Origin of the sequence: Enterobacter cloacae complex sp. IR5441, from assembly GCF_049238215.1 — a bacterium.
Classification (GTDB): Bacteria; Pseudomonadota; Gammaproteobacteria; order Enterobacterales; family Enterobacteriaceae; genus Enterobacter; species Enterobacter hormaechei_C.
Map to the genome: position 1 here is coordinate 1 of NZ_JBMKIA010000005.1, position 26,828 is coordinate 26,828.

Here is a 26,828-nt window from a genome sequence, read left to right on the forward strand (position 1 = left end):
GTTCGCACATCTTGTTGTCTGATTATTGATTTTTCGCGAAACCATTTGATCATATGACAAGATGTGTATCCACCTTAACTTAATGATTTTTACCAAAATCATTAGGGGATTCATCAGCGTTGAGCTTCTCCTATATGTGGACCAACGAGTACAAAGCGCCGTGGCACATTGAGATGGACAAGTTCTATCAGAATGATAAAAAAACCAAAGTTGATTATCTCCACTCGCTGGGGGCGAAGTACGACTTCAAAAACGATCTGGTGCTGGAAGCTGCTTTTGGTCAGGCTGAAGGCTATATCGATCAGTACTTTGCTAAAGCCAGCTACAAATTTGATATCGCGGGTAGCCCGCTGAGCACCAGCTATCAGTTCTACGGTACGCGCGACAAAGTCAGTGATGGCAGCGTAAATGATATCTATGACGGCACCGCGTGGTTACAGGCGCTGACCTTCGGCTACAAGGTAGGTCAGGTTGATTTACGTCTGGAGGGAACATGGGTCAAGGCAGAAGGGCAGCAGGGCTACTTCCTGCAACGTATGACGCCAACCTACGCCTCTTCCAATGGTCGTCTGGATATCTGGTGGGATAACCGCTCTGACTTCAACGCCGACGGCGAAAAGGCGGTCTTCTTCGGCGCAATGTATGACCTGAAGAACTGGAACCTGCCTGGCTGGGCAGTGGGTGCGTCCTACGCGTACGCCTGGGACGCGAAGCCAGCAGATATGGCTACGCCAGACGCCTACTACGATCCGAACTACCGTCTGAAAGAGTCTTCATACAGCCTGGATGCGATTTACACCCTTCAGGAGGGCCGTGCGAAAGGCACGATGTTCAAACTGCACTTCACCCAGTATGACAACCACTCCGATATCCCGAGCTACGCGGGCGGTTACGGCAACATCTTCCAGGATGAACGTGACGTGAAATTCATGGTCATTGCGCCATTCACAATCTTCTGATGAACACGCAGGCGGGCGAAATCCCGCCTGCATGGAGACTGCATATGATGAAAAAAATGGTAATCGTTGCGCTGCTGGCATCGGGGCTGGTGGCGTGTGCGCAGGATCAGGCGCAGAAAGAAGACTCCCGTCTGAAGGAGGCGTATAGCGCCTGCATCAATACAGCACAAGGATCGCCAGAGAAGATTGAAGCCTGCCAGAGCGTGCTGAATGTGCTGAAAAAAGAGAAAGCGCATGAGCAGTTTGCGACGCAGGAAAATGTTCGCGTGATGGATTACCAGGCCTGTATCCAGGCGCGGAAAAGCGGTAACGATCAGGAAGTGGCGAAGCGTTGCGATAAGATCTGGGACGAGATTCGCAATAACAATAAATAAGTTGCTTTACGCCCGGTGGCGCTGCGCTTACCGGGCCTACAACGGTGTCACAGCCCGTAGGCCCGGTAAGCGCAGCGCCACCGGGCTTTTTTCAGGCAAAAAAAAGCCAACCTTACGGCTGGCTCAGAGTATGAACACGATATTATTTCGCGTCGTGCGCGTGGTCGTCTTCGCGGCAATCGCCTTCAGCGCAGTGACCGTACAGGTACAGGCTGTGGTTGGTCAGGCGGATGCCATGACGGGCGGCGATTTCACGCTGGCGTGATTCAATGGAATCATCGCTAAATTCAATGACCTTGCCACAGTCGAGGCAGATCAGGTGATCGTGGTGATGCTGCTGAGTCAGCTCGAACACGGATTTACCGCCTTCGAAATTATGACGAGTAACAATGCCCGCGTCATCAAACTGGTTCAGCACACGATAGACGGTTGCCAGCCCAATCTCTTCACCCATATCGATAAGACGCTTATAAAGGTCTTCCGCACTGACATGGTGATTGTCTGGCCCCTGAAGCACTTCAAGGATTTTTAACCGAGGAAGCGTTACTTTCAGGCCAGCTTTCTTTAATGCGGTATTGTTGTCAGTCATGCGGAATCTGTCCTGTTGCTAAACGATTCACTTCAAAAGAAGAAGTGACAGAAAATGCACTTGGGATAATGCGTCTCATTATAGAACTGCCATGGCTAAATGAAAACTGCAAGTCTCAAGCAAAGTATGCTTATAAAAACGTGGTATCACCAACAAACTTGTTCGATGGCACCCACTTTTTACCAGGGGGATATTGTACAGGTCTGGGCGAAAAAGTTAAAAGTTTGTAGCAATTAATTTAATCGGTTTTACCTGGAAAACGGGCGCAACCGGAGTTGCGCCGCAGGGATATCAGGCGTTAAGGATATCGTCCAGGTTCAGCTCTTCACGAACCTGCTTAACCCATTTTTCTACACGCTCAGCGGTCAGCTCTGGCTGACGGTCTTCATCAATGGCCAGGCCAACGAAGTGATCGTCATCTGCCAGACCTTTGGACGCTTCGAAATGGTAACCCGCCGTTGGCCAGTGACCGACGATCGCCGCACCGCGTGGCTCAATGATGTCGCGAATAGTGCCCAGCGCATCACAGAAATACTCAGCATAGTCTTCCTGATCGCCACAGCCAAACAGGGCAACCAGCTTGCCGTTGAAGTCTACTTCTTCCAGCGTCGGGAAGAAATCGTCCCAGTCACACTGTGCTTCACCGTAGTACCAGGTCGGGATGCCCAGCAGCAGGATGTCATAGCCCTCGAGATCTTCTTTGCTGCTCTTGGCGATGTCATGCACATCAGCAACGTCTTTACCGAGCTGTTTTTGAATGTTTTTTGCGATATTTTCAGTATTGCCGGTATCACTGCCAAAGAAAATGCCGATGATTGCCATGAGTAAAATAACCTCTTGAAACTTAATGGTATGGTGGCGCAAATTGTCCACGGATAAGGGCAATAATAGCAGAACAGGCAACCCTGCGGAAACAGCTATCACGCAGGACTGCACTATGTGCTACATGAAAAAGGTAATATTGGGGATTTTCTGACTCACGCCTTGCCGCGTAACGTCTCAAGCTGGGCGATCAGCATCTCTTCGATCAGTTCGCTGCGGCTGATGTTGCGCGCGTCAGCTAACTCGTTAAGCGCATCGACGGCATCGGCATTCAGCTTCAGTTCGACACGCTTAAGCCCACGATTTTTATCGCGTTTAAGCTGGTTGCGTTTATTGATACGCAGCTGTTCATCGCGCGAAAGCGGATTCGTTTTCGGTCGTCCCGGTCGACGCTCATTCGCGAACAGATCTAGTGTCGTACGGTCCGTTTGTTCTTTGGCCATGATTCTGAGACTTCGGGGGAAACACGCCGCCCTGCTAATGCCCGGGCGATAAGCGCGCCATCATACATCACCCAAATCCACACGCCAACGACTGGAAGCCCGTCGTCTTCCGGTCGCTGGCTTTTTAATCAATTCGCTGTATCAGTAAGATAGCGGCGAATGGCGCGCAGGACGGCATCCGGTTTTTCCGCGTGTACCCAGTGCCCGGCACCCGCAATAACGTGAGCGCGAGCCTGCGGGAATTGCGCCAGCAGCGTGTCACGATACGCATCAGTGACGTAAGGGGAGTTGCCGCCGCGAATAAAAAGGGTAGGGTGCGGCCAGGCGGGGACGGTTTCCCAGCCCACAATATGCGAATACTGATCCCACAATACCGGGACGTTAAAGCGCCATTGTCCGTCAACAAACGATTTCAGCAGGAACTGAACTACGCCTTCCTCATCAAGATGCTCACGCATAACGGCAGCCGCCTGCTGGCGGGTTGCGACACCCGCTTCGGTGACCGCATTGATGGCGGTAAAAATCTCATCGTGACGGCGAACGTCGTAATTGACGGGCGCAACGTCGATGACCACCAGCCCGGAAATTCGCTCAGGGGCCAGCGCAGTGAGCGCCATCACCACTTTGCCGCCCATTGAATGCCCGATAAGCGTCGCTTTCTGGATATTATTCGCATCGAGGGTGTCCCGCAGATCCTGCGCCATGGCTGCGTAGGTCATCTCCTCCGAGCGCCCAGAAAGACCGTGATTGCGCATATCAACCTGGAGGATCGCGTGATCGGTCACTAAATCGCGCGCCAGCACACCCAGATTATCCAGGCTACCAAACAGGCCGTGAACCAGTACGATGGGAGAATTATTGTTCGGCGATTGTGCAGTTTGCGCTCGGGTATTCAATTTCATGGCAAAGTTCTTTTTTTAGGTTTGTCAGGTTAGGGTATCATGTTGACCATTCTGCCGCCCGGGGGCAAGGATCCAGTTTAATCTGACTTTTGCCGCCAACCTGGTTTGACGCTATCCGCTGTTGGGATTTGACCTTATAATCTCAACGACTTGTATTCAGATAAGATATCGCACTGGATTAAGATGAAAACAATCGAAGTTGATGACGAACTCTATCAGTATATTGCCAGCCAGACGCGGCATATTGGGGAGAGCGCGTCCGACATTTTACGGCGCATGCTTAAAATTTCCGCCGCCTCACAGCCCACTCCTGTCACTAAAGATGTCGTGTCTCAGCCGAGCGTTGTTGCACAAGTAAAACCTGCCGTCATGCCGGCAAAAGACAAAGTGCGCGCGATGCGCGAGCTGCTGCTGTCCGATGAATATGCCGAGCAGAAAAAGGCGGTTAACCGCTTTATGCTGGTGCTGTCTACACTTTATTCACTGGATAACAACGCATTTGCAGAAGCGACAGAGTCGCTGCACGGTCGCACGCGCGTTTACTTCGCAGGCGACGAGCAGACCCTGCTGCAAAATGGCAACCAAACCAAACCCAAACACGTTCCCGGTACACCATACTGGGTGATCACCAACACCAATACGGGCCGTAAGTGCAGCATGATCGAACATATCATGCAGTCCATGCAGTTCCCGGCGGAATTGATCGAAAAGGTTTGCGGTACAATTTAACCCTTGCATCAGAAGGACCAGGCAATGGCAAATCACAGCCGTGCAGGACAACCTGCACAACAAAGCGATTTGATTAACGTCGCTCAACTGACCGCGCAGTACTACGTGCTGAAGCCGGTGGTGGGCAACGCAGAACACGCAGTGAAGTTTGGTACATCTGGCCACCGCGGTAGTGCGGCGCGCCACAGCTTTAACGAACCGCACATTCTGGCCATTGCTCAGGCCATCGCGGAAGAGCGCGCCAAAAATGGCGTCACCGGTCCGTGCTATGTAGGGAAAGATACCCACGCCCTGTCTGAACCTGCTTTTATCTCCGTGCTGGAAGTGCTGGCGGCGAACGGCGTAGACGTGATTGTTCAGGAGAACAACGGTTTTACGCCAACGCCAGCGGTTTCTAACGCTATTCTGGTACACAACAAAAAAGGTGGCGCGCAGGCTGACGGCATTGTGATCACCCCGTCCCACAACCCACCGGAAGATGGCGGCATCAAGTACAACCCACCTAACGGTGGCCCGGCGGATACCAACGTCACGAAAGTGGTGGAAGATCGTGCCAACGCGTTACTGGCTAACGGTCTGAACGGTGTGAAACGCATCTCGCTGGATGAAGCCATGGCCTCCGGCCACGTGAAAGAGCAGGATCTGGTGCAGCCGTTCGTGGAAGGGCTGGCGGATATCGTTGATATGGCCGCTATCCAGAAAGCCGGTCTGAAGCTGGGCGTGGATCCACTGGGCGGCTCCGGTATTGAATACTGGAAACGCATTGCCGAGCACTACAAGCTGGATCTGACCATCGTGAACGATCACGTCGATCAGACCTTCCGCTTTATGCACCTGGACAAAGACGGCGCGATCCGTATGGACTGCTCCTCCGAATGCGCAATGGCTGGCCTGCTGGCGCTGCGCGACAAGTTCGATCTGGCGTTTGCCAATGACCCGGACTACGACCGCCACGGTATCGTCACCCCTGCCGGGCTGATGAACCCGAACCACTACCTGGCTGTTGCGATTAACTATCTCTTCCAGCACCGTCCGCAGTGGGGCAAAGAGGTCGCGGTGGGTAAAACGCTGGTCTCTTCCGCCATGATTGACCGTGTGGTCGATGCGCTGGGCCGCAAGCTGGTGGAAGTGCCGGTGGGCTTCAAGTGGTTTGTTGACGGTCTGCACGACGGCAGCTTCGGGTTTGGCGGTGAAGAGAGCGCGGGGGCATCCTTCCTGCGCTTCGACGGCACCCCATGGTCAACCGATAAAGACGGCATCATCATGTGCCTGCTGGCGGCGGAAATCACCGCGGTCACCGGTAAGAACCCGCAGGAACATTACAACGAGCTGGCGGAACGTTTTGGTGCGCCAAGCTATAACCGTATTCAGGCTGGCGCCACGTCTGCGCAAAAAGCAGCTCTGTCAAAACTCTCTCCGGAGATGGTCAGTGCCAGTACCCTGGCAGGTGACCCGATCACCGCGCGTCTGACGGCGGCGCCGGGTAACGGCGCATCGATCGGCGGCCTGAAAGTGATGACCGAAAACGGCTGGTTCGCCGCGCGTCCATCCGGTACGGAAGATGCGTACAAAATCTATTGTGAAAGCTTCCTCGGCGCTGAGCACCGTCAGCAGATTGAGAAAGAAGCGGTAGAGATTGTCAGCGAAGTGCTGAAAAACGCGTAAGTCGTGATCTGGTGCGGGCTGATGCCCTCACCCCGGCCCTCTCCCACTGGGAGAGGGAGAAAACATAAAAAACGGCAACCTCAGGGTTGCCGTTTTGCATTGACCTCGTAGGCCCGGTAAGCGCCAGCGCCACCGGGCTTCTTTTTTAACTATGTTTATTCTTCAGTTCAAACCGTGGTGAGACCAGACCGTACAGCGTCCAGCCCATGAATGTCACCATCGCCCCATACAGCATCGCCTCCTGACCGGACGAGTAGAGCGCATAGAAGCTGTAAATCGCCCCAATCAGCGCCACGATATTGGCCGCCCGGGCTTTGCGCGGATCCACCTTCGCCACCTTCTGAATAATCACCAGCGCCGCCATCGACAGAATGTACGGAATGATGTTCGTCACCACCGCCAGGTTGACCAGCACGTTAAACTGGCTGTTCAGCGACGGGCTAATGGTCATCAGCGACAATCCGCTCTGGAAGATGACAATCGCCAGCATGCCCTGCACCGGTGCATCCGCTTTGGTGACGCGGGAGAAGATTTTCGGGAAATAACCTTCGTCAGCGGAAGATTTGAATACCTGGGCGATGGTGAACTGCCAGCCCAGCAGCGAGCCGCAGCAGGACATCACCATCAGTCCCATGATCACTTTCCCTACCTCCGGCGTAAACATCTGCGCAAACGCCAGTCCGAACGGCGCCGTGGAGTTAGCCAGATCCATGTTGGGCACAATTCCCGCAATCACGTTGGTCGAGACGATATAGATCACCGCCGCCCCCAGCGTCCCGCCGAGTACCGCGATCGGCACATTTTTCTCCGGGTTTTCCACCACTTCCGCATTCGCACAGGCCGACTCCAGCCCGAGGAAGGCCCACAGCGTCATGGCGATGGACGATCCCACGGCGGTGAAGAACGGTACGTGATGCGGATTCCAGGAATTGGCGTACAGCGACGGGCTGAACCAGAACCAGCCGATGATGCACAGGCCGACAACCGGGATGATGACGCCCCAGACGGTGATGCTGCTGAGCTGTCCGGTGATGCGCGCGCCGCCAAAGTTAGCGACGGTGCAGATCCAGAGCACGCCGATGGTCGCCAGCCCAATTTGCACCGGGGTCAGCGTCGCGCCAAACAGCTCTGTGCCGTAACCGACAGCGGAAATGGCAATCGCCACATTGGCGATCAGCAGCGACACGCCATAGGTATAGTTCGCCATAAAGTTACCGGACTTACCAAACGCATATTCGGCATAGCCGCCCATCCCGCCGGACTTGCGGCTGAACATGCCGCACTTGGCAAACGCCCACGCCAGCGCCATCGAACCCACGGCGGTAACAAGCCAGGAGATAATCGAAATCGTCCCCACTTCAGCGAGCTTGGTGGGGAGCATGATGATCCCCGAACCCATCATATTCACCATGGTGAGAATAGTGAGTTGCACCACGCCCATCTTGTTGGCCTTACTCATAATTTTTCTCCTTTCAGCAGCGATGGCTGAGCGGCAGGTTGTTTGATGACGTAGCAGCGCACCTGTTTGCGACCGTCACACTCCTCGACGTAAACCCCCTGTAACTCCGGCGCAAAACCCGGCAGCAGATTGATCCCGTCTTCCAGCGCGGCGAAATAGCGCAGCACGGAACCGCCCCAGACTTCTCCCGGCACCACGCACAACACCCCCGGTGGGTAAGGCAGCGCGCCTTCCGCGGCGATACGGCCTTCCGCGTCGCGCAGGGACACCAGCTCGACCTCACCGCGCAGATAGGCATAGTTCGCCTCCTGCGGGTTCATCATGACGCGTGGGAAGTGAGACTTGCGGAATATCTCTTTTTGCAGTTGCTTCACGTTATGGCGGGCGTAGAGGTCATGCATCTCCTGACAAATCTGACGCAGGGTATAATCCGCATAACGTTCCGGATGTTGCTTATAAAGAGAGGGCAGAACCTCTTTCAGCGGCACATCGCTCTGGAGCAGTTTTTCGAAGCGCACCAGCTGGGCGACGAGCTGCTGCAATTTGCCCATGTCCTCCGCCGGGGTGAGCAGGAACAGAATGGAATTGAGGTCGCATTTTTCCGGCACGATGCCGTTTTCACGCAGGAAGTTGGCGAGGATGGTCGCGGGCACGCCGAAATCATCGTACTCACCGGTGCGGGCGTTGATGCCCGGCGTAGTTAGCAGCAGTTTGCAGGGATCGATAAAATACTGATGCTCGGCATATCCCTCAAAGGCGTGCCAGCGTTCGCCCGGAACGAAATGGAAGAAGCGCAGATCGGTCGCAATCTCTGCCGTATCCCAGCCTTACCATGGACGGCCATCCACCGTCTCCGGCACGAACGGACGAATAAACTGACAGTTCTGAAGGATCAGTTTCCGCGCTTCGATACCCGTCACCACGCAGTCCATCCACATGTTGCGCCCACTTTGCCCCTCGTGCATGCGGGCGTTGATATCCAGGGCGGCAAACAGCGGATAAAACGGGCTGGTGGAGGCGTGCATCATAAAGGCGTTGTTGAGGCGTTTATGCGGGACATAGCGCGGCTGGCCTTTTATGTGGCTGTCCTTCTTATGGATTTGCGAGGTTTGCGAGAAGCCCGCCTGCTGCTTATGCACCGACTGGGTCACCAGAATGCCCGGATCGTTTTCGTTCAGCTCCAGCAGCAGCGGCGAGCAGTCGGCCATCATCGGGATAAACTGCTCGTAACCCACCCAGGCGGAGTCAAACAGAATGTAATCGCACAGGTGACCAATCTTATCCACCACCTGACGGGCGTTATAAATGGTACCGTCGTAGGTGCCCAGCTGGATCACCGCAAGACGGAACGGACGTTCATCCCGCGCACGGCCAGGCGCGACCTCTGACACCAGCTCCCGCAGGTAGCTCTCGTCGAAACAGTGTGCGTCGATACCGCCGATAAACCCGTACGGGTTGCGCGCCGTTTCCAGATACACCGGCGTCGCGCCCGCCTGTAACAGCGCCCCGTGGTGATTAGATTTATGGTTATTGCGATCGAACAGCACCAGATCGCCTGGCGTGAGCAGGGCATTGAGCACCACCTTGTTGGAAGAGGAGGTGCCGTTCAGCACGAAGTAGGTTTTATCCGCATTAAAGACTTTTGCCGCATGCTGCTGGGCGATGCATGGCGCGCCTTCGTGGATCAGCAGATCGCCCATTGCCACGTCGGCATTGCACAGATCGGCGCGGAAAAGCGTTTCGCCAAAGAAATCGACAAACTGGTTTCCGGCCGGATGGCGGCGGAAGAACTGGCCTCCCTGATGTCCGGGGCAGTCAAACGCGCTGTTCCCCTGCTGGACGTAATCGACCAGCGCGCGGAAGAACGGCGGGCGGAGCTGGGTTTCGTACTTCTGCGCAGCCGCTTCAAGCTGGCGTCCGTAGTACGCATTGCTGGTGTCGGAGTACTCAAAAACGCCGTGAATACGCGACAGAAATTCAGCCGGAACCCTTTCTTCTTTATGCGTGGCAATAAACACCGGGATACCGAATCCCGTGGCTTCAATTTCTTCTATGGCGCCATTGAAAATATCGCTGACGGCCAGAACCACGGCTGCCACATCAATATAATCTGATGCGGTGATATCCACGATGTCGCGCGAAGTGGTAAAGCATTCAGGGCAGGCACGGCTGACGGCAATTTTTAACGTTTTCATCTTTATCTCTTTATTTCATGCAATATGGGGCCCTCGACTTCTTGCGGTAAAGAAATCGATTATTTCCGGAAAAAAAAGCAAAGCGTGTCCGCTGATACGAAATCAGTTAATTGCTTTTTTGCTGAGTAGAATTCAGTCCGCCCGGTTGCGGAGAATCTGAATCACAAGGAATGAGCGCAGGTGTTCACAGGCAACAGCCTGTAAAATAGCGTTTTTCAGGATAACCTGTAAGCAGATGCGCCAGAAGTCGAAGGACTACCGGGCGTTAAAGAGATGAAAGTCAAAACAGTTACGGTGGGCAAACATCATGATATGTGTTGTCCGCCTTATATGGGGCATTAAACGATTATTGTTTTCCATGTTCAGTTTCCTTTCAGTAATTGAAAGCATGGTCATTTTATCCAGGAAAAAGGGATTAACTGTGAAACAGATCACCAATAACCGATCATTTCAGAAATAATTAGTCGTTTTGAGTGAATAACGCAGATCAAAATGCTGTTTTGTTGGTTTGGTGTTAAATTGATGTTTTAATTGTGTTTAAAGAGGGCGAATATAGCCATGAAAATAAACTCATCGTTATTTTCATGGCTATATTCAGGCTGGTATGTTTTTTATTTAAAATTAAAGTGAATACTTATTCAGATCATAAACCGATATCCGATACCGGTTTCTGTTAATAAATGACGAGGACGCGCGGGATCGGCTTCAAGTTTCTGGCGAAGGTGTCCCATATAAATGCGTAAATAGTGACTATGCTCGACAGCATTCGGTCCCCAGACCTGGCTTAACAGCTGTCGCTGCGTTAACACTTTTCCGTGGTTATTGAGCAGCACGGCCAGCAGACGAAATTCGATAGGCGTAAGGTGAATCTCTTCTTCCCCTCGCACGATGCGGCGGGCAGCAAGATCGACGCGGATATCGCCAAAGGCGTACACCGGATCAGAAGGGGACGTGGCACTGTGTCGACGCAGCGCCACACGAAGCCGGGCCTGTAACTCGCCAATGCCAAACGGTTTGATCAGATAATCATCCGCTCCGGCATCCAGCGCGGCGATTTTATCCGTCTCTTCAGTGCGGGCAGAGAGCACCAGAATGGGCATCTGGCTCCACTGACGCACCTCACGAATAAAATCGATGCCGTCGCCATCCGGAAGTCCCAGATCCAGGATCACCAGATCTGGCTTGCGGGTGGCGGCTTCAATTAACCCCCGTTGAAGCGTACCGGCTTCATGCACGCGCAAACCGTCGCCTTCCAGCGCGGTACGCAGAAATCGGCTGATAGCGAGCTCATCTTCAACAATCAGAACGTTAATCACACATCCTCTGGTAATTCATCAAGTTCTGGTGGGGTTTCAAGAGGAAGTGTAACACAAAAGCGTGCCCCACCTTCCGGGCGGTTCTCTGCGGAAATGGTGCCGCCATGCACGTCGACAATCGCCTGGCAGATCGCCAGCCCCAGTCCAACGCCCGGTATGGCGGATTCCTTATTACCGCGCGCAAATTTTTCGAATATGGCGCGCTCCTGACCGGCCGGAATACCCGGCCCGGTATCCCAGACGTCGAGCCGCAGCACACGTTTATCCACCCAGGCAGCGATCCCCAGCCGGGCCTTTGCCCCGGCGTATTTAGCGGCATTTTCCAGCAGATTAATTAGCACGCGCTCAAACAGCGGGCCATCCACATGGATTAACGTCAGGGGTTCCGGCATATCCAGCTCGATATGGCGCCCGCCGAGACCCGGCTCCAGCATCTTCAGCGCGCTGCCGACAACCTCCTCAAGGGTGAGCCACTCTTTTTTGAGGTTAAACCCGCCGGACTGAATGCGCGCCATGTCCAGCAGGTTGTTCACCAGTCGCGTGGTATTGAGCACATGCTGGCGAATTTCGCTGGCCTGCATCGCGTGCTTTGATCCTTCCGCCGCCAGATCCAGCGTCAGAATTTCAGACTGGCCGAACAGCACGGTAAGCGGGGTGCGCAAATCGTGAGACAGCGCTGCCAGCAGCGAATTGCGAATACTTTCGCGCTCGCTTGCCAGCCGCGCCTGCTCTTCGCTGGCGGTGAGCGCCAGCCGTTCAAGGGCGCTGGCGACCAGCAGGGTGAAGGTTTCCAGCAGGCGCTGCTGCTCGGGGATCATCAACTGACGCAGGTTAGACGGCTCGACGATGACCAGCCCGTGATTTTTATCCGCGCTGCGCAGCGGCAGGATCTGGTAAGGCACGCCGGGCAGCGTGTCGGTGCCGGCGCCGGCAGGTAACCCCTTATCGAAACTCCAGCGGGCAATCGCTTCATCCCAGGGCGTCATCCCCGAAGGGGAGGTCAGCGGGCGAAGGCGCCCCTGTTCGTCGGGGAGCAAAATCAGGTTGCTGGCATGAAAGGTCGAACGGATAAACTGCTCGCTGGTCTGCACGATATCCCGCTGCGTGCGCCCAACCGCCAGCGATTTTGACATTTCATACAGATGGCGCGTGCGCTGCTCGCGATAGCGGGCAATGCGTGCCTGGTAGCGTACGCCTGCCGTCAGATTCCCGATCACCAGCCCGACGGTAAGCATCACGGCAAAAGTCAGAATGTACTGCACGTCCGAGACAGCAAGCGTCCCGCGCGGAGCGATAAAAAAAAGGTCGAAGCTGATGACGTTGATCACCGTTGCCAGCACCGACGGCCAGCGGCCATAAAAGAGCGCGACCACAACGACGCCGAGCAGATAAATCATGACCAGATTGGCGGCGTCGAAGGCGATGAGCCACTGGCTGGCAATCACCGTAATCAGGGCGCAAAGGACCACGGCCACCAGGCAACCCCGGATCTGAATGCGCCATTTATCGCCAAAGGTGCGAGCATCCGGCGTACGGTTGGGCAGAGGGGCGGGCTTGTCATCCAGCGCGACGATGACTAAATCAAGATCCGGCGCGCGGCGGGCCAGCCTGTCGGCAAAAGATTCGCGGCTAAACCAGCGGCGATGCTGTCGACGTCCAATGACAATCTTGCCCAGGTTGTGCTCGCGCGCGTAGCGCAGAATGGCTTTATCTTCCTGCGGTTCGGAAAGGGTGGCGGTTTCGGCACCCAGCTCCTGCGCCAGCCGCAGCGCGCTCAAAATGGCGCGACGCTGATTTTCTGGCAGGCCATGCAGCTGCGGCGTTTCGACGTAGACCGCATGCCAGACGCTGCCAAATTTCGCTGCCAGCCGGGCGGCGGTGCGAACCAGTTTTTCGTTGCCGCTGCCGTGACCAATGCATAACAGAATGGCGTCCCGCGTGTGCCAGACGCGCTCTTGTCCCTGTAGGTCTCGCCAGGCGCGCATCTGGTCATCAACGCGATCGGCGGTGCGGCGCAGGGCCAGCTCGCGCAGGGCAATCAGGTTTCCTTTGCGGAAAAAATGTTCGATGGCGCGTTCGGCCTGGCCGGCAATATACACTTTGCCTTCGTGCAGGCGCTGGCGTAGATCGTCCGGCGGCAGGTCAACCAGTACGACTTCATCGGCAGAATCAAAAAACGGATCGGGGACGGTTTCCCGCACCTGGATACCGGTTACGCCGCTCACTACGTCGTTCAGGCTTTCCAGATGCTGAACATTTACCGTGGTGAAGACGTCAATGCCTGCCTCAAGCAGCTCCTCAACATCCTGCCAGCGCTTCGGATGGCGGGAGCCTGGCGCATTGCTGTGCGCCAGTTCGTCCATCAGGATCAGGGCAGGGCGGCGGGCGAGGGCGGCATCAAGATCAAACTCCGTGACCAGCCGCCCGCGATGGCTGATACGCTGGGGCGGCTGCGTCGCCAGCCCCGTCAGCAGCGCAGCCGTCTCTTTGCGACCGTGGGTTTCCACCACGCCGATGAGAATATCAAGCCCCTGCGCCCGAAGCCGCTGGGCTTCCGTCAGCATGGCGAAGGTTTTCCCGACGCCCGCGCAGGCGCCGAAGAAAATTTTCAGCTTGCCGCGGTGGGCTTCAGCCGTCTGTTCAAGCAGCCTGTCCGGATCCGGGCGCATGGGCTCGTCGGTCATTTAGTTCTTCCTTAGCGCGTCCAGCGCCAGATTCAGCTCAACAATGTTCACTATCGGCATGCCGATGAAGCTGACCAGCGGCTTTTGCGTATGTTCTGCAACCAGCTGGCTCACCTGCTCGACGGTCAGCTGACGGGCGGCTGCCACGCGTGGGATCTGCCACACCACCGCATCCGGCGTCAGGCTGTAATCCAGCCCGCTCGCGGAAGCGGTGATCAGCTCAACCGGCACCTCACGGCTGGCCTGCGGATTCGCGGCGCGCAGGGCGGCAACGCGTTCAGCAACGGCTTTGTCCAGGTCAGGATTACTGCCAGCCAGATTGCTGCCGCCGGAGGCCATTGGATTATACGGGCTTTCCGCAGTGGCGGAAGGGCGTCCCTGGAAGTAGCGCGGGTCCGTAAAGTTCTGCCCAATCAGACGCGAGCCGCGGTTTTCACCGTTCTGGATAATCAGCGAGCCGTTGGCCTGATCTTTAAACCACCACTGGCCCAGCGCGGTAGTCATCAGCGGGTAAAGCCCGCCGGTAATCAGAGACAGCAGAATAAACAACAGTATAGCGGGACGTAACATCGTCATTGGATCCACCTTTTAAACCAGCCCGAACAGCGTTAACAGCATGTCGATAACCTTGATCCCAATAAAGGGCACCACCAGCCCACCCAGACCGTAAATCCACAGGTTACGGCGCAGCATGGCGGCGGCCGTCAGCGGCTTATAGCTCACCCCTTTCAGCGCCAGCGGAATAAGAAAGACAATAATCAGCGCGTTGAAGATCACCGCGCTCAAAATGGCCGAGGCCGGAGAGTGCAGGTGCATCACGTTCAGGGCATTCAGCTGCGGGTAGGTTGCCGCAAAAGCCGCCGGAATGATGGCGAAATACTTCGCCACGTCGTTGGCGATACTGAACGTGGTCAGCGAGCCGCGCGTCATCAGCATCTGCTTCCCGATATGTACCACTTCGATCAGCTTGGTCGGGTTCGAGTCGAGATCCACCATGTTGCCCGCCTCTTTTGCCGCCTGGGTACCGGAGTTCATCGCCACCGCCACGTCGGCCTGCGCCAGCGCCGGGGCGTCGTTGGTGCCGTCGCCGGTCATCGCCACCAGACGGCCTTCCGCCTGATACTGGCGAATGAGTGCCAGCTTCGCTTCCGGCGTCGCTTCGGAAAGGAAATCATCCACGCCCGCTTCGGCGGCAATGGCCGCCGCAGTCAGACGGTTATCCCCGGTGATCATCACTGTTTTAATGCCCATCTTACGCATCTGGGCGAAACGCTCTTTAATACCGCCTTTAACGATATCCTTCAGGGCGATAACCCCCAGAACGCTTGCACCTTCCGCCACCACCAGCGGGGTTGCTCCCTGACGCGCCACGCTTTCCACCAGGTTGTCGACTTCCGGGGGGAAGTGTCCATTATTGGCTTCAATATGACGGCGAATGGCATCAACGGACCCTTTACGGATCATCCGGTCCTGAATGTTAATTCCGCTCATTCGGGTTTGCGCCGTAAAGGGCACGAACGTGGCGTGCAGGCTCTGAACGTCGCGCTGGCGCAGGTTAAAGCGCTGCTTGGCGAGGATCACGATACTGCGGCCTTCCGGCGTTTCATCGGCCAGCGAGGAAAGCTGCGCCGCGTCAGCCAGCGTTTTTTCATCCACGCCGGGAGCAGGTAGAAAGTCAGAGGCCTGACGATTGCCCAGGGTGATGGTCCCGGTTTTATCCAGCAGCAGCACGTCTACGTCACCCGCCGCTTCAACGGCGCGTCCGCTGGTGGCGATGACGTTCGCGCCCAGCATCCGGCTCATCCCCGCCACGCCAATCGCGGAAAGCAGGCCGCCGATAGTGGTGGGGATCAGACAGACCAGCAGGGCGATCAGTACGGTGATGCTAACCGCTGTACCGCCGTAGGCGGAGAAAGGCCACAGGGTCGCCGTTGCCAGCAGGAAAACAATGGTGAGCGCCACCAGCAGAATGGTCAGGGCGATCTCGTTCGGCGTTTTACGACGCTGTGCGCCTTCCACCATGGCGATCATCCGATCGAGAAAGGTTTCGCCCGGGTTAACGCTGCACTGGATCACCAGCCAGTCGGAAAGAATGCGCGTTCCGCCGGTAACTGAGGCGAAATCTCCGCCCGACTCACGGATCACCGGTGCGGATTCCCCGGTAATGGCGCTTTCGTCTACCGACGCGCCGCCCTCAATCACCTCACCGTCGCAGGGGATGATGTCGCCAGCTTCCACCAGCACCACGTCACCTTTGCGCAGTTCATCCGCCGGAACGTGGTCCATCTGCGCGCCGTATTTAGGTTCGCGTAATTTGCGCGCAAAGGCGGTCTTTTTTACCCCTTTCAGGCTGTTGGCCTGTGCCTTACTGCGGCCTTCCGCTAACGCTTCGGCGAAGTTGGCGAACAGCACGGTAAACCACAGCCACAGGCTGATGGCGGCGGTAAAGGTTGCATTCCCTGAAAGGTGTCCCGTTCCCATGGCAATCGCCAGTGCGGTGGTGAGTAAACTTCCAGTCCAGACAATAAACATCACCGGGTTGTGCCACTGCACGCGCGGGCTCAGTTTTTTTACCGCATCCATGAGGGCCTGACGAACTAACGTCGGTTCGAGCAGGGCCAGTTGTTTACGACTCATGACAAATTCTCCGCAAAATCAGCGTAAAGAGAGATATTCCGCAACCGGGCCTAACGCGAGGGCGGGGATAAAGGTCAGGGCACCCACCAGCAAAACGGTGCCAATCAGCAGGCCGACGAACAGCGCGCCGTGAGTCGGTAACGTACCGGTGGTGGTCGGCTGGATCTTTTTATTCACCAGTGTTCCAGCGATCGCCATGACGGGAATAATCACGCCGAAACGTCCGATGAACATGCAGAACGCCAGCAAACAGTTCCAGAACGGCGAGTTGGCGCTTAACCCTGCAAAGGCGCTGCCGTTGTTGTTGGCGGCAGACGAAACGGCGTAAAGCACTTCGCTAAAGCCGTGAATGCCCGGGTTAAAGATGCCGCTGCGCCCGGCGTCGGTCATCAGCGCCAGCGCGGTACCGAGCAGCACAAGGGTGGGGGTGACCAGGATTGCCAGCGCGGTTAATTTCATTTCACGGACGTCGATTTTTTTGCCGAGATACTCCGGCGTGCGGCCGATCATTAGCCCGGCGATAAACACGGCGAGCAGAACGAACAACAGCATGCCGTACAGCCCCGAACCGACCCCACCGAAAACTACCTCGCCAATCTGCATCAGCCACATCGGGATCATGCCGCCGAGCGCGGTAAAAGAGTCGTGCATGGCGTTCACTGCCCCGCAGGAGGCCGCCGTGGTGACCACCGCATAAAGGCTGCTGGCAAGAATGCCGAAGCGACTCTCTTTGCCTTCCAGGTTGATATTGCTGTTAGCCCCCAGCTGCATGAAGTGGCTGTTGCCGTTCCATTCGGCCCACATCACCAGTGCAACGCAGACCACGAAGATCAACGACATCGCCCACAGCAGCGTACGTCCCTGGCGGCGATCGTTAACCACATCGCCAAAGGCGAAGCAGAGCGCAGCGGGGATCAGGAAGATCGCCAGCATCTGTACAAAATTGGTTAATGCCGTTGGGTTTTCAAACGGATGTGATGAGTTGGCGTTGAAGAAGCCGCCGCCGTTGGTGCCCAGCATCTTGATCGCTTCCTGCGACGCCACTGGCCCCATAGGCAGGAGTTCCCTGGCCCCTTCAAGCGAGGTGTAAGGGGTATAAGGCAGCAGGTTTTGCAGAGTGCCTTGCTGAATAAAGAACAGGGCAATAATCAGCGCAACAGGCACCAGGATCCAAAGGGTGATGCGCGTGACATCAACCCAGGCGTTGCCGAGGGTGCTGACATTCTGACGGGCAAACGCGCGCGTCAGGGCGAAGATCACCGCGATACCGCTGGCCGCAGAAAGAAAGTTTTGCACGGTTAACCCGGCCATCTGGCTGAAGTAGCTGAGCGTGGTTTCACCGGCGTAAGACTGCCAGTTGGTGTTGGTGACAAAGCTGACCGCCGTGTTCAGCGCCAGATGCCAGGATAAACCCGGTAACTGCTGCGGGTTCAATGGCAGACTGCCCTGGAGCATGAGCAGCGTAAAGAGGGCAATAAGCCCCACGATATTCAGAAGCAGTATCGCCATCAGGTACTGGCGCCAGTTCATTTCCTGGTTGCTGATACCTGAAATGCGCCAGAGCACGTTTTCAATATTTCGCGTGCCCGGCAATGGCACGTTGTTTATCAGCCGCGCCAGCGCTGTTCCCAGCGGCCTGGCGAGCACAAACAGTACCAGTAAAAAGCTGGCAATAAGCAAAAACGCCTGAGCAGCCATCAGAATGCCTCCGCCTTAATCAGGGCATAAATCAGATAACCCAATAACAGGAACACCAGCACGATGCCGGCAATCAGACCTGCACTCACAATCCACCTCCGGGTGACTTTTGTTGTTGTGCTAACGGTAGGATTTACGGCGCAAAGATTTTGCAAAAATCAGAAGGGCAGGTGTAAAAAAAGTATAAAAAAGGGAAAAGACCACAATTTAACTATTGGTAAGTAAACTGTTAACTTTTTTGTAACTTAATTACAGGCGTGAATGTAAATATTCACGAAATGGATGAAAATAAGTGGTCGGATGAGTAGTAAAATTACAAACAAAGCGGTATTATTTTAACCAGGTCACAGATTTCACATTTTCCGGAGACGGTTTCCGGCCAACTACAGGGGAGAAAATTATGGATCTTTATAAAGAGTTTCCGGCTCATATCATTTTCATGCGTCGCACTTTCGCCGTAGTGGCTGGCGTGTTGGCCCTGCCGGTGATGCTGTTCTGGAAAGATCGCGCACGTTTCTACAGTTACCTGCACCGCGTCTGGGCGAAAACCAGCGAGAAGCCGGTGTGGATGGATCAGGCCGAGAAAGCGACCTGCGATTTCTACTGATACGGTGTGACATCGTAGCCATAAAAAAACCGCCTACAGCAATGTGGCGGTTTTTTTGTCCCTCGGGATTCGCGGTCCGTTGGGTAATCTTGCAGCCCCTACCCGGGATTTTTATCATACCCTTCTTTAAAAAGTTCACAATCCACTTCACCTTTATAAATTCCTAATTTTACTGAAATAACTTACTTTTGGTGTTGGTGCTAATTATTATGCCACGTCCCTTTCCGCCATCTCGCAAATGGGCATCGGTCCTGGGAAAGGTGTATCCATAGCCGTAAAGCAGCCCACCTACCCGGGCTTGTGTCCACCGATTTATCACCGGTGGTGATAGGTGGAGCGGTTAGCAGCAGGGACCGCATAGTGAAACGCTATTTATGCATCGCGTTCATTGTCGCCAGCGCACTCGTTGTAAAGAGTGATAAACCGGATGTGTTTATTGCCTTTACCCTGATAGCGCAGGACAAGTAGCGTTAAGGCCGCCTTGGGCGGCCTTTTTTATTTCATCCCGTCTACACTTCATGGCAAAGTAGTTCAATGCGTGCCTTTTTCCTTTTACGGCATGCCCTTACGGACATAATGGACAATTGCCAGGAGTTTTATGCCCACCCATCTGGTTTGGTTTCGCGCGGATTTACGCATTCACGACAACTTCGCTCTCGCGGCGGCCTGCCGCGCTAAAGACGCGAATGTGCTGGCACTGTTTATCGCCACGCCTGAACAGTGGCGGCAGCATGACATGGCGCCCCGGCAAGTGGCACTACTCAGCGCGTATCTGAATGACCTGCAACATTCACTGGCTGAAAAAGGCATTCCGCTGATCTATAAAGAGGCCCATGATTTCGCCGCGCAGCGCCAGACGGTGCAGGCAATCTGCCAGCAGCACGCAGTAACGCATCTTTATTACAACTATCAGTATGAATTCAACGAGCAACAGCGGGATCGTCAGCTGGAGAAAACCCTTGCGGGCGTGGTCTGTGAAGGCTTTGATGACAGCGTGATGCTCGCGCCGGGCAGCGTAATGACCGGTAACCACGAGATGTATAAAGTTTTCACGCCGTTTAAAAATGCCTTTATCAAACGCCTGAAAGAGGGACTACCTGAGTGCGTTACCGCCCCGACCGTGAGAGGGGAAACGATAACGGATCTGCCGGCGATCAGGCTGAATTATCCCCAGCAGTCGTTCGATGAAACACTATTCCCCGCCAGTGAGAAAGCAGCTATTGCCCGGTTGCGTCAGTTCTGCACGCAGGGGGCGGCAGAGTACGAGGCGCGTCGGGATTTTCCAGCGACTGAAGGCACCAGCCGCTTGTCGGCCTGTTTAGCGCTGGGCGCGCTCTCTCCGCGCCAGTGTTTACATCGCCTGCTGGCGGAACAGCCTCAGGCCTTAGACGGGGGGGCGGGCGCAGTGTGGCTGAACGAACTGATCTGGCGTGAGTTTTATCGCCATCTGATGACGTATCATCCTGATTTGTGTAAACATCGGCCCTTTATTCGTTGGACCGAACAGGTACAGTGGCAGTCGAATGAGAAGCTGCTTAAAGCATGGCAGCGTGGGCTCACCGGCTTCCCGATTGTTGATGCGGCTATGCGGCAGCTCAATGAAACCGGGTGGATGCATAACCGTCTGCGTATGATTACCGCCAGCTTCCTGGTGAAGGATCTGCTTATCGACTGGCGAACCGGAGAGCGTTATTTTATCTCTCAGCTGATCGATGGCGATCTGGCGGCGAATAACGGCGGCTGGCAGTGGGCGGCCTCCACCGGAACGGATGCGGCTCCCTATTTTCGGATCTTCAATCCGACCACGCAGGGACAACGATTTGACGCCGACGGCGAGTTTATCCGTCGCTGGCTGCCGGAGCTTAAGGATGTCCCGGCCAAAGCCATTCATGAACCCTGGGTATGGGCGGATAAACAGCGTGTTACCCTGAACTATCCCCGTCCCATTGTCGACCATAAACAGGCGCGCGTCGCCACGCTGGCGGCGTACGAAGCCGCCCGAAAAGTTTGAGAGAATGATGATGAAAAACAGTGAACTGGAACGCCTGATTAACGAAAAACTCAACACGGCTTCGTTTAGCGACTACGGCCCGAATGGCTTGCAGGTGGAGGGGCGCGAGGCGGTGCAAAAAATCATCACCGGCGTGACGGCAAGCCAGGCGCTGCTGGATGAGGCGGTGCGTCAGGAAGCCGATGCGGTGATTGTCCACCACGGTTATTTCTGGAAAAACGAATCACCGATTATTCGCGGCATGAAGCGCAACCGACTCAAAACGCTGCTGGCGAATGACATCAACCTGTACGGCTATCACCTGCCGCTCGATGCGCATCCTGAACTGGGAAATAACGTTCAGCTTGCGCAGCTGCTGGGGATTACCGTGATGGGTGAAATTGAACCTCTGGTGCCGTGGGGCGAACTGTCGATGCCGGTTCCGGGTCTGGAGCTGGCTTCGTGGATCGAAGCGCGCCTGGGGCGTCGTCCGCTGTGGTGCGGCGACACCGGGCCGGATACCGTGAAGCGCGTGGCATGGTGCACCGGCGGCGGCCAGGGCTTTATTGACAGCGCGGCGCGTTTTGGTGTCGACGCCTTCATTACCGGCGAAGTCTCCGAGCAGACCATTCACTCAGCCCGTGAACAAGGCCTGCATTTTTACGCGGCGGGCCATCACGCCACCGAGCGTGGCGGCATCCGCGCCCTCAGCGAGTGGCTGACGGAAAATACCGATCTGGATGTGACGTTTATTGATATCCCTAATCCGGCCTGATGAGAGGTAGTTAAGTGCAGCGAGCGCGTTGTTATCTTCTGGGTGAAACCGCGGTAGTTCTGGAGCTTGAGCCTCCGGTGACGCTTGCTACGCAAAAGCGTATCTGGCGTCTGGCTCAGCGACTGCCCGAGCTACCCGGCGTGGTTGAAGCTATTCCGGGTATGAATAATATCACCGTGGTGCTGCGTGATCCGCACACGGGGGCGCTGGATGCCATTGAGCGTCTGCAACGCTGGTGGGAGGAGAGCGAGGCGCTGGAGCCGGAATCGCGGACGATTGAGATCCCGGTTGTCTATGGCGGCAAGGGAGGTCCCGACCTTGGCGTGGTGGCCGAACACTGTGGATTAACGGAGAAGCAGGTTGTGGAGCTGCATAGCTCAGTCGACTATGTTGTCTGGTTTTTGGGATTTCAGCCGGGTTTCCCCTATCTGGGCGGGTTATCGCCCCAGCTGCATACGCCGCGCCGGGCTGAGCCGCGCCTGAGCGTACCGGCGGGCAGCGTGGCGATTGGTGGCGAGCAAACGGGAATTTATCCGCTCGCCTCACCGGGAGGCTGGCAGCTGATTGGGCACACGTCCACGCCGTTATTTGAACCAGGCCAGGACGCGCCCATACTTCTGCGTCCGGGGGATACCCTGCGCTTTATCCCGCAGAAGGAGGGGGTATGTTAACGCTTATTCGCGCAGGGCTTTACACCTCGGTACAGGATGCCGGGCGTTTTGGGCTGCGTCAGTCGGGCGTGAGCTACTGCGGTGCGCTCGATCGCCCTTCGCTGGAGATTGCCAACCTGCTGGTAGGTAACGCAGGCAGCACGGCGGCGTTAGAAATTACGCTGGGTCAGTGCGTGATTGAGTTTGGTCAGGAAACCTGGTTTGCCTTAACCGGCGCGGGCTGTGACGCGACGCTGGACGGCAAAGCGGTGTGGACCGGCTGGCGCCTGCGGGCGAAGGCCGGGCAGCGTCTGACGCTCAAGCGTCCTCTGCACGGCGTGCGCAGCTATCTTGCGGTGGCGGGGGGGATCGACGTGCCTGAGGTGTTGGGCTCATCCAGCACCGACCAGAAAGCGGGAATGGGCGGCCATGAAGGACGGCTGCTGCGTGACGGCGATCGTCTGCGAATAAAGACCTCAACGCGCCATTTCACCACCACGCAGGGCGTGAAACAGCTGCTGTGGGGGAACGTGATCCGCGCCTTACCAGGACCGGAATACCAGGAGTTTGATGAAGCCGCGAAAGAGTCTTTCTGGCGCTCGCCGTGGAAGATCAGCCCGCAGAGTAACCGCATGGGTTACCGGCTTCAGGGCCAGCCGCTGACCCGCACGACTGACCGGGAGCTGCTTTCCCATGGTCTGTTGCCCGGGGTGATTCAGGTGCCGGGCAACGGGCAGCCCATCGTACTGATGAACGATGCGCAAACCACGGGGGGATATCCGCGTATTGCCTGCATTATCGAAGCGGATCGCTACCATCTGGCGCAAATTCCTCTAGGTCAGCCCATTCATTTTGTGCAGTGTTCGCTGGAGGAGGCGCTGAAAGCCCGGCAGGATCAGCAGCGTTATCTCGAACAGCTGGCGTGGAGGCTCGATGGTAAAGATTGATTTAAACGCCGATCTGGGGGAGGGCAGCAACGCCGATGCGGCGCTGATGACGCTGGTCTCCTCGGTGAATATCGCCTGCGGGTTTCATGCCGGCGATGCGCAGACCATGCTGGCGAGCGTGCGCAATGCCATGAAAAACCGCGTGGCGATTGGCGCTCACCCCAGCTTTCCCGACCGGGAAAACTTTGGTCGCACGGCGATGGATCTGCCCCCTGAGACGGTTTACGCGCAAATGCTCTACCAGATCGGCGCGCTGGAGGCGATAGTGCGCGCTGAGAATGGCGTGTTGCGCCACGTCAAGCCGCACGGCATGCTCTATAACCAGGCGGCGAAAGATCCGGTGCTGGCGGATGCCATTGCCCGCGCGGTGCGGGACTGTAATCCGCAACTGATTCTGGTGGGCCTGGCGGGCAGCGAGCTTATTCGTGCCGGAGAACGGCTGGGGCTGACTACGCGGCAGGAAGTGTTTGCCGATCGGGGATACCTGCCGGACGGTAGCCTGGTTCCGCGTACGCAGGCCGGTGCGCTGATCGCCGACGAAGGTAAAGCGCTGGCGCAGACCCTGGAGATGGTGCGCTTCGGGCGAGTAACCTCAACGGAGGGTACAACGGCAAACGTTCAGGCTGATACGGTGTGCTTACACGGTGACGGCGAGCATGCGCTCCAGTTTGCGCGACGCCTGCGGATGGCGTTCTCGGAAGAGGGCATTGTTGTCAGCGCAGAATAATCATGAAAGGACAAAAACATGCCTGAAGGTCCGGAGATCCGCCGCGCGGCGGATAGCCTGGAGGCGGCGATAAAGGGCAAACCTCTGACACACGTCTGGTTTGCCTTTCCTCAACTCAAGCCGTTTGAATCGCAGCTGGTGGGGCAGACGGTGACCCACATTGAAACGCGCGGCAAGGCGTTACTCACCCACTTTTCCCATAACCTGACGTTATACAGCCATAATCAGCTTTACGGTGTCTGGCGGGTGGTGGAGGCGGACGAGCAGCCGCAAACGACCCGCGTGCTGCGCGTGCGGCTACAAACGGCGGATAAGGCGATCCTGCTTTACAGCGCCTCTGATATCGAAATGTTAACGCCGGAGCAGCTGCTGACGCATCCGTTCTTACAGCGGGTCGGGCCGGACGTGCTGGACATGCGTCTGACGGCAAGCGATGTGAAAGCCCGGTTGTTATCCCCCACATTCCGCAACCGGCAGTTCTCCGGGCTGTTGCTCGATCAGGCATTTCTGGCGGGGTTGGGAAACTACCTGCGGGTGGAGATCCTCTGGGAAGTGGGGCTGGCGCCGCAGCACAAAGCGTCGCAGCTGAGCGATGAACAGCTAGAGGCGCTGTCGCACGCGTTACTGGATATTCCACGGCTGTCGTACAACACGCGCGGCGTGGTGGATGAGAACAAGCATCACGGGGCGCTGTTCCGCTTCAAGGTGTTTCATCGGGCGGGTAAAAAGTGTGAGCGGTGCGGCGGGGTGATTGAGAAGGCGACGATCTCTTCCAGGCCGTTTTACTGGTGTCCTGGGTGCCAGATGTAAAAAAGCCGGGTGGCGGCTACGCCTTACCCGGCCTACATCTCGCACTTGTAGGCCCGGCAAGCGAAGCGCCGCCGGGCGTGTTTTTTAGCGCTTAATGTCAGACTTAAAATCACGCTGCTCGTAGCCGGTATACAGCTGACGAGGACGCGCGATTTTCATGCCTTCGCTGTGCATTTCGTTCCAGTGCGCAATCCAGCCCACGGTACGGGCCATGGCGAAGATTACGGTGAACATGGAAGACGGAATGCCCATCGCTTTCAGAATAATGCCAGAGTAGAAATCGACGTTCGGGTAGAGTTTCTTCTCGATGAAGTACGGGTCGTTCAGCGCGATGTGTTCCAGCTCCATCGCCACTTCCAGCAGATCATCTTTGGTGCCCAGCTCTTTCAGCACTTCGTGGCAGGTCTCACGCATGACGGTCGCGCGCGGGTCGTAGTTTTTGTAAACACGGTGACCGAAGCCCATCAGACGGAAGGAGTCATTCTTGTCTTTCGCGCGGCGCACGAACTCAGGAATGTGCTCAACGGAGCTGATCTCTTCCAGCATCTTCAGTGCCGCTTCGTTCGCGCCGCCGTGCGCCGGTCCCCACAGGGAGGCGATGCCCGCAGCGATACAGGCGAACGGGTTCGCGCCGGAAGAGCCCGCGGTACGGACGGTAGAGGTCGAGGCGTTTTGTTCGTGGTCAGCGTGCAGGATCAGAATACGGTCCATCGCGCGTTCCAGCACCGGGTTCACTTCGTACTCTTCGCACGGCGTGGAGAACATCATACGCAGGAAGTTACCCGCGTAGGAGAGGTCGTTGCGTGGGTACACAAACGGCTGACCGATAGAGTATTTGTAACACATCGCCGCCATGGTAGGCATTTTAGACAGCAGACGGAACGCCGCGATATCACGGTGACGTGGGTTATTCACGTCCAGAGAATCGTGGTAGAACGCCGCCAGCGCACCGGTAATACCGCACATGACCGCCATCGGATGAGAGTCACGACGGAACGCATGGAACAGACGGGTAATCTGCTCATGGATCATGGTGTGACGGGTCACGGTGGTTTTAAATTCATCGTACTGGGCCTGCGTCGGTTTTTCGCCGTTCAGCAGGATGTAGCACACTTCCAGATAGTTGGATTCGGTGGCTAACTGATCGATGGGGAAGCCGCGATGGAGCAGGATACCTTCGTCACCGTCAATGTAGGTGATTTTGGATTCGCAAGATGCGGTGGAGGTGAATCCAGGGTCAAAGGTGAATACCCCTTTGGAACCCAGCGTACGGATATCAATAACATCCTGACCGAGCGTGCCTTTTAGCACATCCAGTTCAATAGCATCATCACCATTTAGGGTGAGTTTTGCCTTTGTATCAGCCATTTACGGTCTCCTTAGCGCCTTATGCTTAAGACTGCGCTTTACCGGATTTGCTTTCAGCTGTTAATCATCGTTACCAGATTGTTATTTGGCTTACCGCTCAGCTCACGAGGAGAAACCAGGGTACAGAGCTATGGCGCCTTGCAGGTAAACGAATGAAATATCAGTGAAACAACAGCAAATCAGCGTTTTTGCAGTCCGAATTATTCAAACCTGTATATCACTAATAACTGTCCTGATAACTTCGGTCAATACCATCACACTGTTACATAACTATTTGTCAGGTGAAAGAGAGACCTCATAACTTTTGCGCATTATATGCCTTTTCTGATGACGTTTGTAACAATATTGTTTAACATTTGTCAAATCAGATGATTAAAAATTAAAAAGATGTTGTTATCGTGACCCCGATCACTGTTCCAGAGAAAACCCAACAAACTGTATGTAGGTTAATTGTAATGATTTTGTGAACGGCCTATACTGCC

23 protein-coding genes and 2 pseudogenes are annotated in these 26,828 nt (G+C 55.9%); 11 read left to right on the forward strand and 14 right to left on the reverse strand.

Going from position 1 to position 26,828, the window contains the following annotated elements; translation table 11 throughout:
* Window positions 1-104: 104 nt before the first annotated feature.
* Together ACOTX5_RS08010 and chiQ are read left to right on the forward strand one after the other, a co-directional pair.
* A pseudogene (locus ACOTX5_RS08010) lies at window positions 105-959 on the forward strand (OprD family outer membrane porin); the annotation flags it as partial.
* Between the two features lie 47 nt (window positions 960-1,006).
* The gene (chiQ, locus tag ACOTX5_RS08015; RefSeq protein ID WP_032102682.1) at window positions 1,007-1,333 is read left to right on the forward strand and encodes a ChiQ/YbfN family lipoprotein; all 327 of its coding nucleotides are present in this window, start codon (window positions 1,007-1,009) and stop codon (window positions 1,331-1,333) included.
* Between the two features lie 142 nt (window positions 1,334-1,475).
* On the opposite strand, the gene fur is transcribed toward chiQ, so the two are convergent.
* The 4 genes from fur to ybfF form a co-directional block, all read right to left on the reverse strand.
* The gene (fur, locus tag ACOTX5_RS08020) at window positions 1,476-1,922 is read right to left on the reverse strand and encodes a ferric iron uptake transcriptional regulator (protein ID WP_010428651.1); all 447 of its coding nucleotides are present in this window, start codon (window positions 1,920-1,922) and stop codon (window positions 1,476-1,478) included.
* A 291-nt stretch (window positions 1,923-2,213) separates the two neighbouring features.
* The gene (gene fldA / locus ACOTX5_RS08025) at window positions 2,214-2,744 is read right to left on the reverse strand and encodes a flavodoxin FldA (RefSeq protein ID WP_003858653.1); all 531 of its coding nucleotides are present in this window, start codon (window positions 2,742-2,744) and stop codon (window positions 2,214-2,216) included.
* A 155-nt stretch (window positions 2,745-2,899) separates the two neighbouring features.
* Window positions 2,900-3,187: a LexA regulated protein gene (gene ybfE, locus ACOTX5_RS08030; RefSeq protein WP_003858652.1), complete on the reverse strand. Its 288-nt coding sequence runs from the start codon at window positions 3,185-3,187 to the stop codon at window positions 2,900-2,902.
* A 128-nt stretch (window positions 3,188-3,315) separates the two neighbouring features.
* Window positions 3,316-4,089, reverse strand: a complete 774-nt coding sequence (gene ybfF / locus ACOTX5_RS08035; RefSeq protein WP_045910642.1) for an esterase — start codon at window positions 4,087-4,089, stop codon at window positions 3,316-3,318.
* A gap of 183 nt (window positions 4,090-4,272) precedes the next feature.
* Here ybfF and seqA point away from each other — a divergent pair, with 183 nt between their 5' ends.
* Together seqA and pgm are read left to right on the forward strand one after the other, a co-directional pair.
* A complete protein-coding gene (gene seqA, locus ACOTX5_RS08040) occupies window positions 4,273-4,818 on the forward strand; it encodes a replication initiation negative regulator SeqA (protein WP_003858650.1) in 546 nt (181 codons plus the stop codon).
* Between the two features lie 24 nt (window positions 4,819-4,842).
* On the forward strand, window positions 4,843-6,483 hold the full coding sequence (gene pgm, locus ACOTX5_RS08045; RefSeq protein ID WP_015571122.1) for a phosphoglucomutase (alpha-D-glucose-1,6-bisphosphate-dependent): 1,641 nt from the start codon (window positions 4,843-4,845) through the stop codon (window positions 6,481-6,483).
* Window positions 6,484-6,628: 145 nt separating this feature from the next.
* Here the strand turns inward: pgm and potE are convergent, their stop codons facing one another.
* The 9 genes and pseudogenes from potE to kdpF form a co-directional block, all read right to left on the reverse strand.
* The gene (gene potE, locus ACOTX5_RS08050) at window positions 6,629-7,942 is read right to left on the reverse strand and encodes a putrescine-ornithine antiporter (protein ID WP_032652978.1); all 1,314 of its coding nucleotides are present in this window, start codon (window positions 7,940-7,942) and stop codon (window positions 6,629-6,631) included.
* Window positions 7,939-10,137: pseudogene (gene speF / locus ACOTX5_RS08055) on the reverse strand (ornithine decarboxylase SpeF). The gene potE and the pseudogene speF overlap by 4 nt, the downstream one beginning before the upstream one ends.
* A 255-nt stretch (window positions 10,138-10,392) precedes the next feature.
* Window positions 10,393-10,497 carry a leader peptide SpeFL gene (gene speFL / locus ACOTX5_RS08060; protein ID WP_003858645.1) on the reverse strand — a complete coding sequence of 35 codons (105 nt, stop codon included), beginning with the start codon at window positions 10,495-10,497 and terminating at the stop codon, window positions 10,393-10,395.
* A gap of 278 nt (window positions 10,498-10,775) precedes the next feature.
* Complete coding sequence (gene kdpE, locus ACOTX5_RS08065) at window positions 10,776-11,453, reverse strand: two-component system response regulator KdpE (RefSeq protein ID WP_003858643.1); 678 nt, start codon at window positions 11,451-11,453, stop codon at window positions 10,776-10,778.
* On the reverse strand, window positions 11,450-14,137 hold the full coding sequence (gene kdpD / locus ACOTX5_RS08070; protein ID WP_045910639.1) for a two-component system sensor histidine kinase KdpD: 2,688 nt from the start codon (window positions 14,135-14,137) through the stop codon (window positions 11,450-11,452). Before kdpD ends, kdpE begins: the two co-directional genes overlap by 4 nt.
* Window positions 14,138-14,713, reverse strand: a complete 576-nt coding sequence (gene kdpC / locus ACOTX5_RS08075) for a potassium-transporting ATPase subunit KdpC (RefSeq protein WP_032652982.1) — start codon at window positions 14,711-14,713, stop codon at window positions 14,138-14,140. It abuts the gene before it with no gap.
* 12 nt (window positions 14,714-14,725) lie between these two features.
* Window positions 14,726-16,774, reverse strand: coding sequence for a potassium-transporting ATPase subunit KdpB (gene kdpB / locus ACOTX5_RS08080; RefSeq protein ID WP_032652983.1), 2,049 nt, complete (start codon window positions 16,772-16,774; stop codon window positions 14,726-14,728).
* Window positions 16,775-16,792: 18 nt separating this feature from the next.
* On the reverse strand, window positions 16,793-18,472 hold the full coding sequence (gene kdpA / locus ACOTX5_RS08085) for a potassium-transporting ATPase subunit KdpA (protein ID WP_045910638.1): 1,680 nt from the start codon (window positions 18,470-18,472) through the stop codon (window positions 16,793-16,795).
* Entirely contained in the window at window positions 18,472-18,561 is a 90-nt protein-coding gene (gene kdpF, locus ACOTX5_RS08090; protein WP_063438744.1) for a K(+)-transporting ATPase subunit F, read from the reverse strand. The genes kdpA and kdpF overlap by 1 nt, the downstream gene beginning before the upstream one ends.
* Before the next feature lie 311 nt (window positions 18,562-18,872).
* Between kdpF and ACOTX5_RS08095 the strand changes: the two genes are divergently transcribed.
* The 7 genes from ACOTX5_RS08095 to nei all read left to right on the forward strand — a co-directional run bounded on the left by ACOTX5_RS08095 (window position 18,873) and on the right by nei (window position 24,978).
* Complete coding sequence (locus ACOTX5_RS08095; protein ID WP_003858637.1) at window positions 18,873-19,079, forward strand: YbfA family protein; 207 nt, start codon at window positions 18,873-18,875, stop codon at window positions 19,077-19,079.
* A 598-nt stretch (window positions 19,080-19,677) separates the two neighbouring features.
* Window positions 19,678-21,090, forward strand: a complete 1,413-nt coding sequence (gene phrB / locus ACOTX5_RS08100; protein ID WP_023296128.1) for a deoxyribodipyrimidine photo-lyase — start codon at window positions 19,678-19,680, stop codon at window positions 21,088-21,090.
* Between the two features lie 10 nt (window positions 21,091-21,100).
* On the forward strand, window positions 21,101-21,844 hold the full coding sequence (locus ACOTX5_RS08105; protein WP_026094364.1) for a type 2 GTP cyclohydrolase I: 744 nt from the start codon (window positions 21,101-21,103) through the stop codon (window positions 21,842-21,844).
* A 14-nt stretch (window positions 21,845-21,858) separates the two neighbouring features.
* Complete coding sequence (gene pxpB / locus ACOTX5_RS08110; RefSeq protein ID WP_003858633.1) at window positions 21,859-22,515, forward strand: 5-oxoprolinase subunit PxpB; 657 nt, start codon at window positions 21,859-21,861, stop codon at window positions 22,513-22,515.
* On the forward strand, window positions 22,509-23,441 hold the full coding sequence (gene pxpC, locus ACOTX5_RS08115; RefSeq protein WP_023315643.1) for a 5-oxoprolinase subunit PxpC: 933 nt from the start codon (window positions 22,509-22,511) through the stop codon (window positions 23,439-23,441). Before pxpB ends, pxpC begins: the two co-directional genes overlap by 7 nt.
* Entirely contained in the window at window positions 23,428-24,168 is a 741-nt protein-coding gene (pxpA, locus tag ACOTX5_RS08120; protein ID WP_045910636.1) for a 5-oxoprolinase subunit PxpA, read from the forward strand. Before pxpC ends, pxpA begins: the two co-directional genes overlap by 14 nt.
* 18 nt (window positions 24,169-24,186) lie before the next feature.
* Window positions 24,187-24,978: an endonuclease VIII gene (nei, locus tag ACOTX5_RS08125; protein ID WP_015571114.1), complete on the forward strand. Its 792-nt coding sequence runs from the start codon at window positions 24,187-24,189 to the stop codon at window positions 24,976-24,978.
* 84 nt (window positions 24,979-25,062) lie between these two features.
* Here nei and ACOTX5_RS08130 read toward each other — a convergent pair whose 3' ends face one another.
* Complete coding sequence (locus ACOTX5_RS08130; protein WP_006809584.1) at window positions 25,063-26,346, reverse strand: citrate synthase; 1,284 nt, start codon at window positions 26,344-26,346, stop codon at window positions 25,063-25,065.
* Window positions 26,347-26,828: the final 482 nt, after the last annotated feature.

Excerpts from the sequence above, each read along its gene's own strand:
- nei (WP_015571114.1), top strand. The coding sequence starts at position 24,187 with ATGCCTGAAGGTCCGGAGATCCGCCGCGCGGCGGATAGCCTGGAGGCG.
- potE (WP_032652978.1), bottom strand. The coding sequence starts at position 7,942 with ATGAGTAAGGCCAACAAGATGGGCGTGGTGCAACTCACTATTCTCACC.
- kdpA (WP_045910638.1), bottom strand. The coding sequence starts at position 18,472 with ATGGCTGCTCAGGCGTTTTTGCTTATTGCCAGCTTTTTACTGGTACTG.
- pgm (WP_015571122.1), top strand. The coding sequence starts at position 4,843 with ATGGCAAATCACAGCCGTGCAGGACAACCTGCACAACAAAGCGATTTG.
- seqA (WP_003858650.1), top strand. The coding sequence starts at position 4,273 with ATGAAAACAATCGAAGTTGATGACGAACTCTATCAGTATATTGCCAGC.
- ACOTX5_RS08130 (WP_006809584.1), bottom strand. The coding sequence starts at position 26,346 with ATGGCTGATACAAAGGCAAAACTCACCCTAAATGGTGATGATGCTATT.
- chiQ (WP_032102682.1), top strand. The coding sequence starts at position 1,007 with ATGAAAAAAATGGTAATCGTTGCGCTGCTGGCATCGGGGCTGGTGGCG.
- ybfF (WP_045910642.1), bottom strand. The coding sequence starts at position 4,089 with ATGAAATTGAATACCCGAGCGCAAACTGCACAATCGCCGAACAATAAT.
- fur (WP_010428651.1), bottom strand. The coding sequence starts at position 1,922 with ATGACTGACAACAATACCGCATTAAAGAAAGCTGGCCTGAAAGTAACG.
- kdpD (WP_045910639.1), bottom strand. The coding sequence starts at position 14,137 with ATGACCGACGAGCCCATGCGCCCGGATCCGGACAGGCTGCTTGAACAG.
- pxpA (WP_045910636.1), top strand. The coding sequence starts at position 23,428 with ATGGTAAAGATTGATTTAAACGCCGATCTGGGGGAGGGCAGCAACGCC.
- pxpC (WP_023315643.1), top strand. The coding sequence starts at position 22,509 with ATGTTAACGCTTATTCGCGCAGGGCTTTACACCTCGGTACAGGATGCC.
- speFL (WP_003858645.1), bottom strand. The coding sequence starts at position 10,497 with ATGGAAAACAATAATCGTTTAATGCCCCATATAAGGCGGACAACACAT.
- ACOTX5_RS08105 (WP_026094364.1), top strand. The coding sequence starts at position 21,101 with ATGAAAAACAGTGAACTGGAACGCCTGATTAACGAAAAACTCAACACG.
- kdpB (WP_032652983.1), bottom strand. The coding sequence starts at position 16,774 with ATGAGTCGTAAACAACTGGCCCTGCTCGAACCGACGTTAGTTCGTCAG.
- ACOTX5_RS08095 (WP_003858637.1), top strand. The coding sequence starts at position 18,873 with ATGGATCTTTATAAAGAGTTTCCGGCTCATATCATTTTCATGCGTCGC.
- phrB (WP_023296128.1), top strand. The coding sequence starts at position 19,678 with ATGCCCACCCATCTGGTTTGGTTTCGCGCGGATTTACGCATTCACGAC.
- fldA (WP_003858653.1), bottom strand. The coding sequence starts at position 2,744 with ATGGCAATCATCGGCATTTTCTTTGGCAGTGATACCGGCAATACTGAA.
- kdpC (WP_032652982.1), bottom strand. The coding sequence starts at position 14,713 with ATGACGATGTTACGTCCCGCTATACTGTTGTTTATTCTGCTGTCTCTG.
- ybfE (WP_003858652.1), bottom strand. The coding sequence starts at position 3,187 with ATGGCCAAAGAACAAACGGACCGTACGACACTAGATCTGTTCGCGAAT.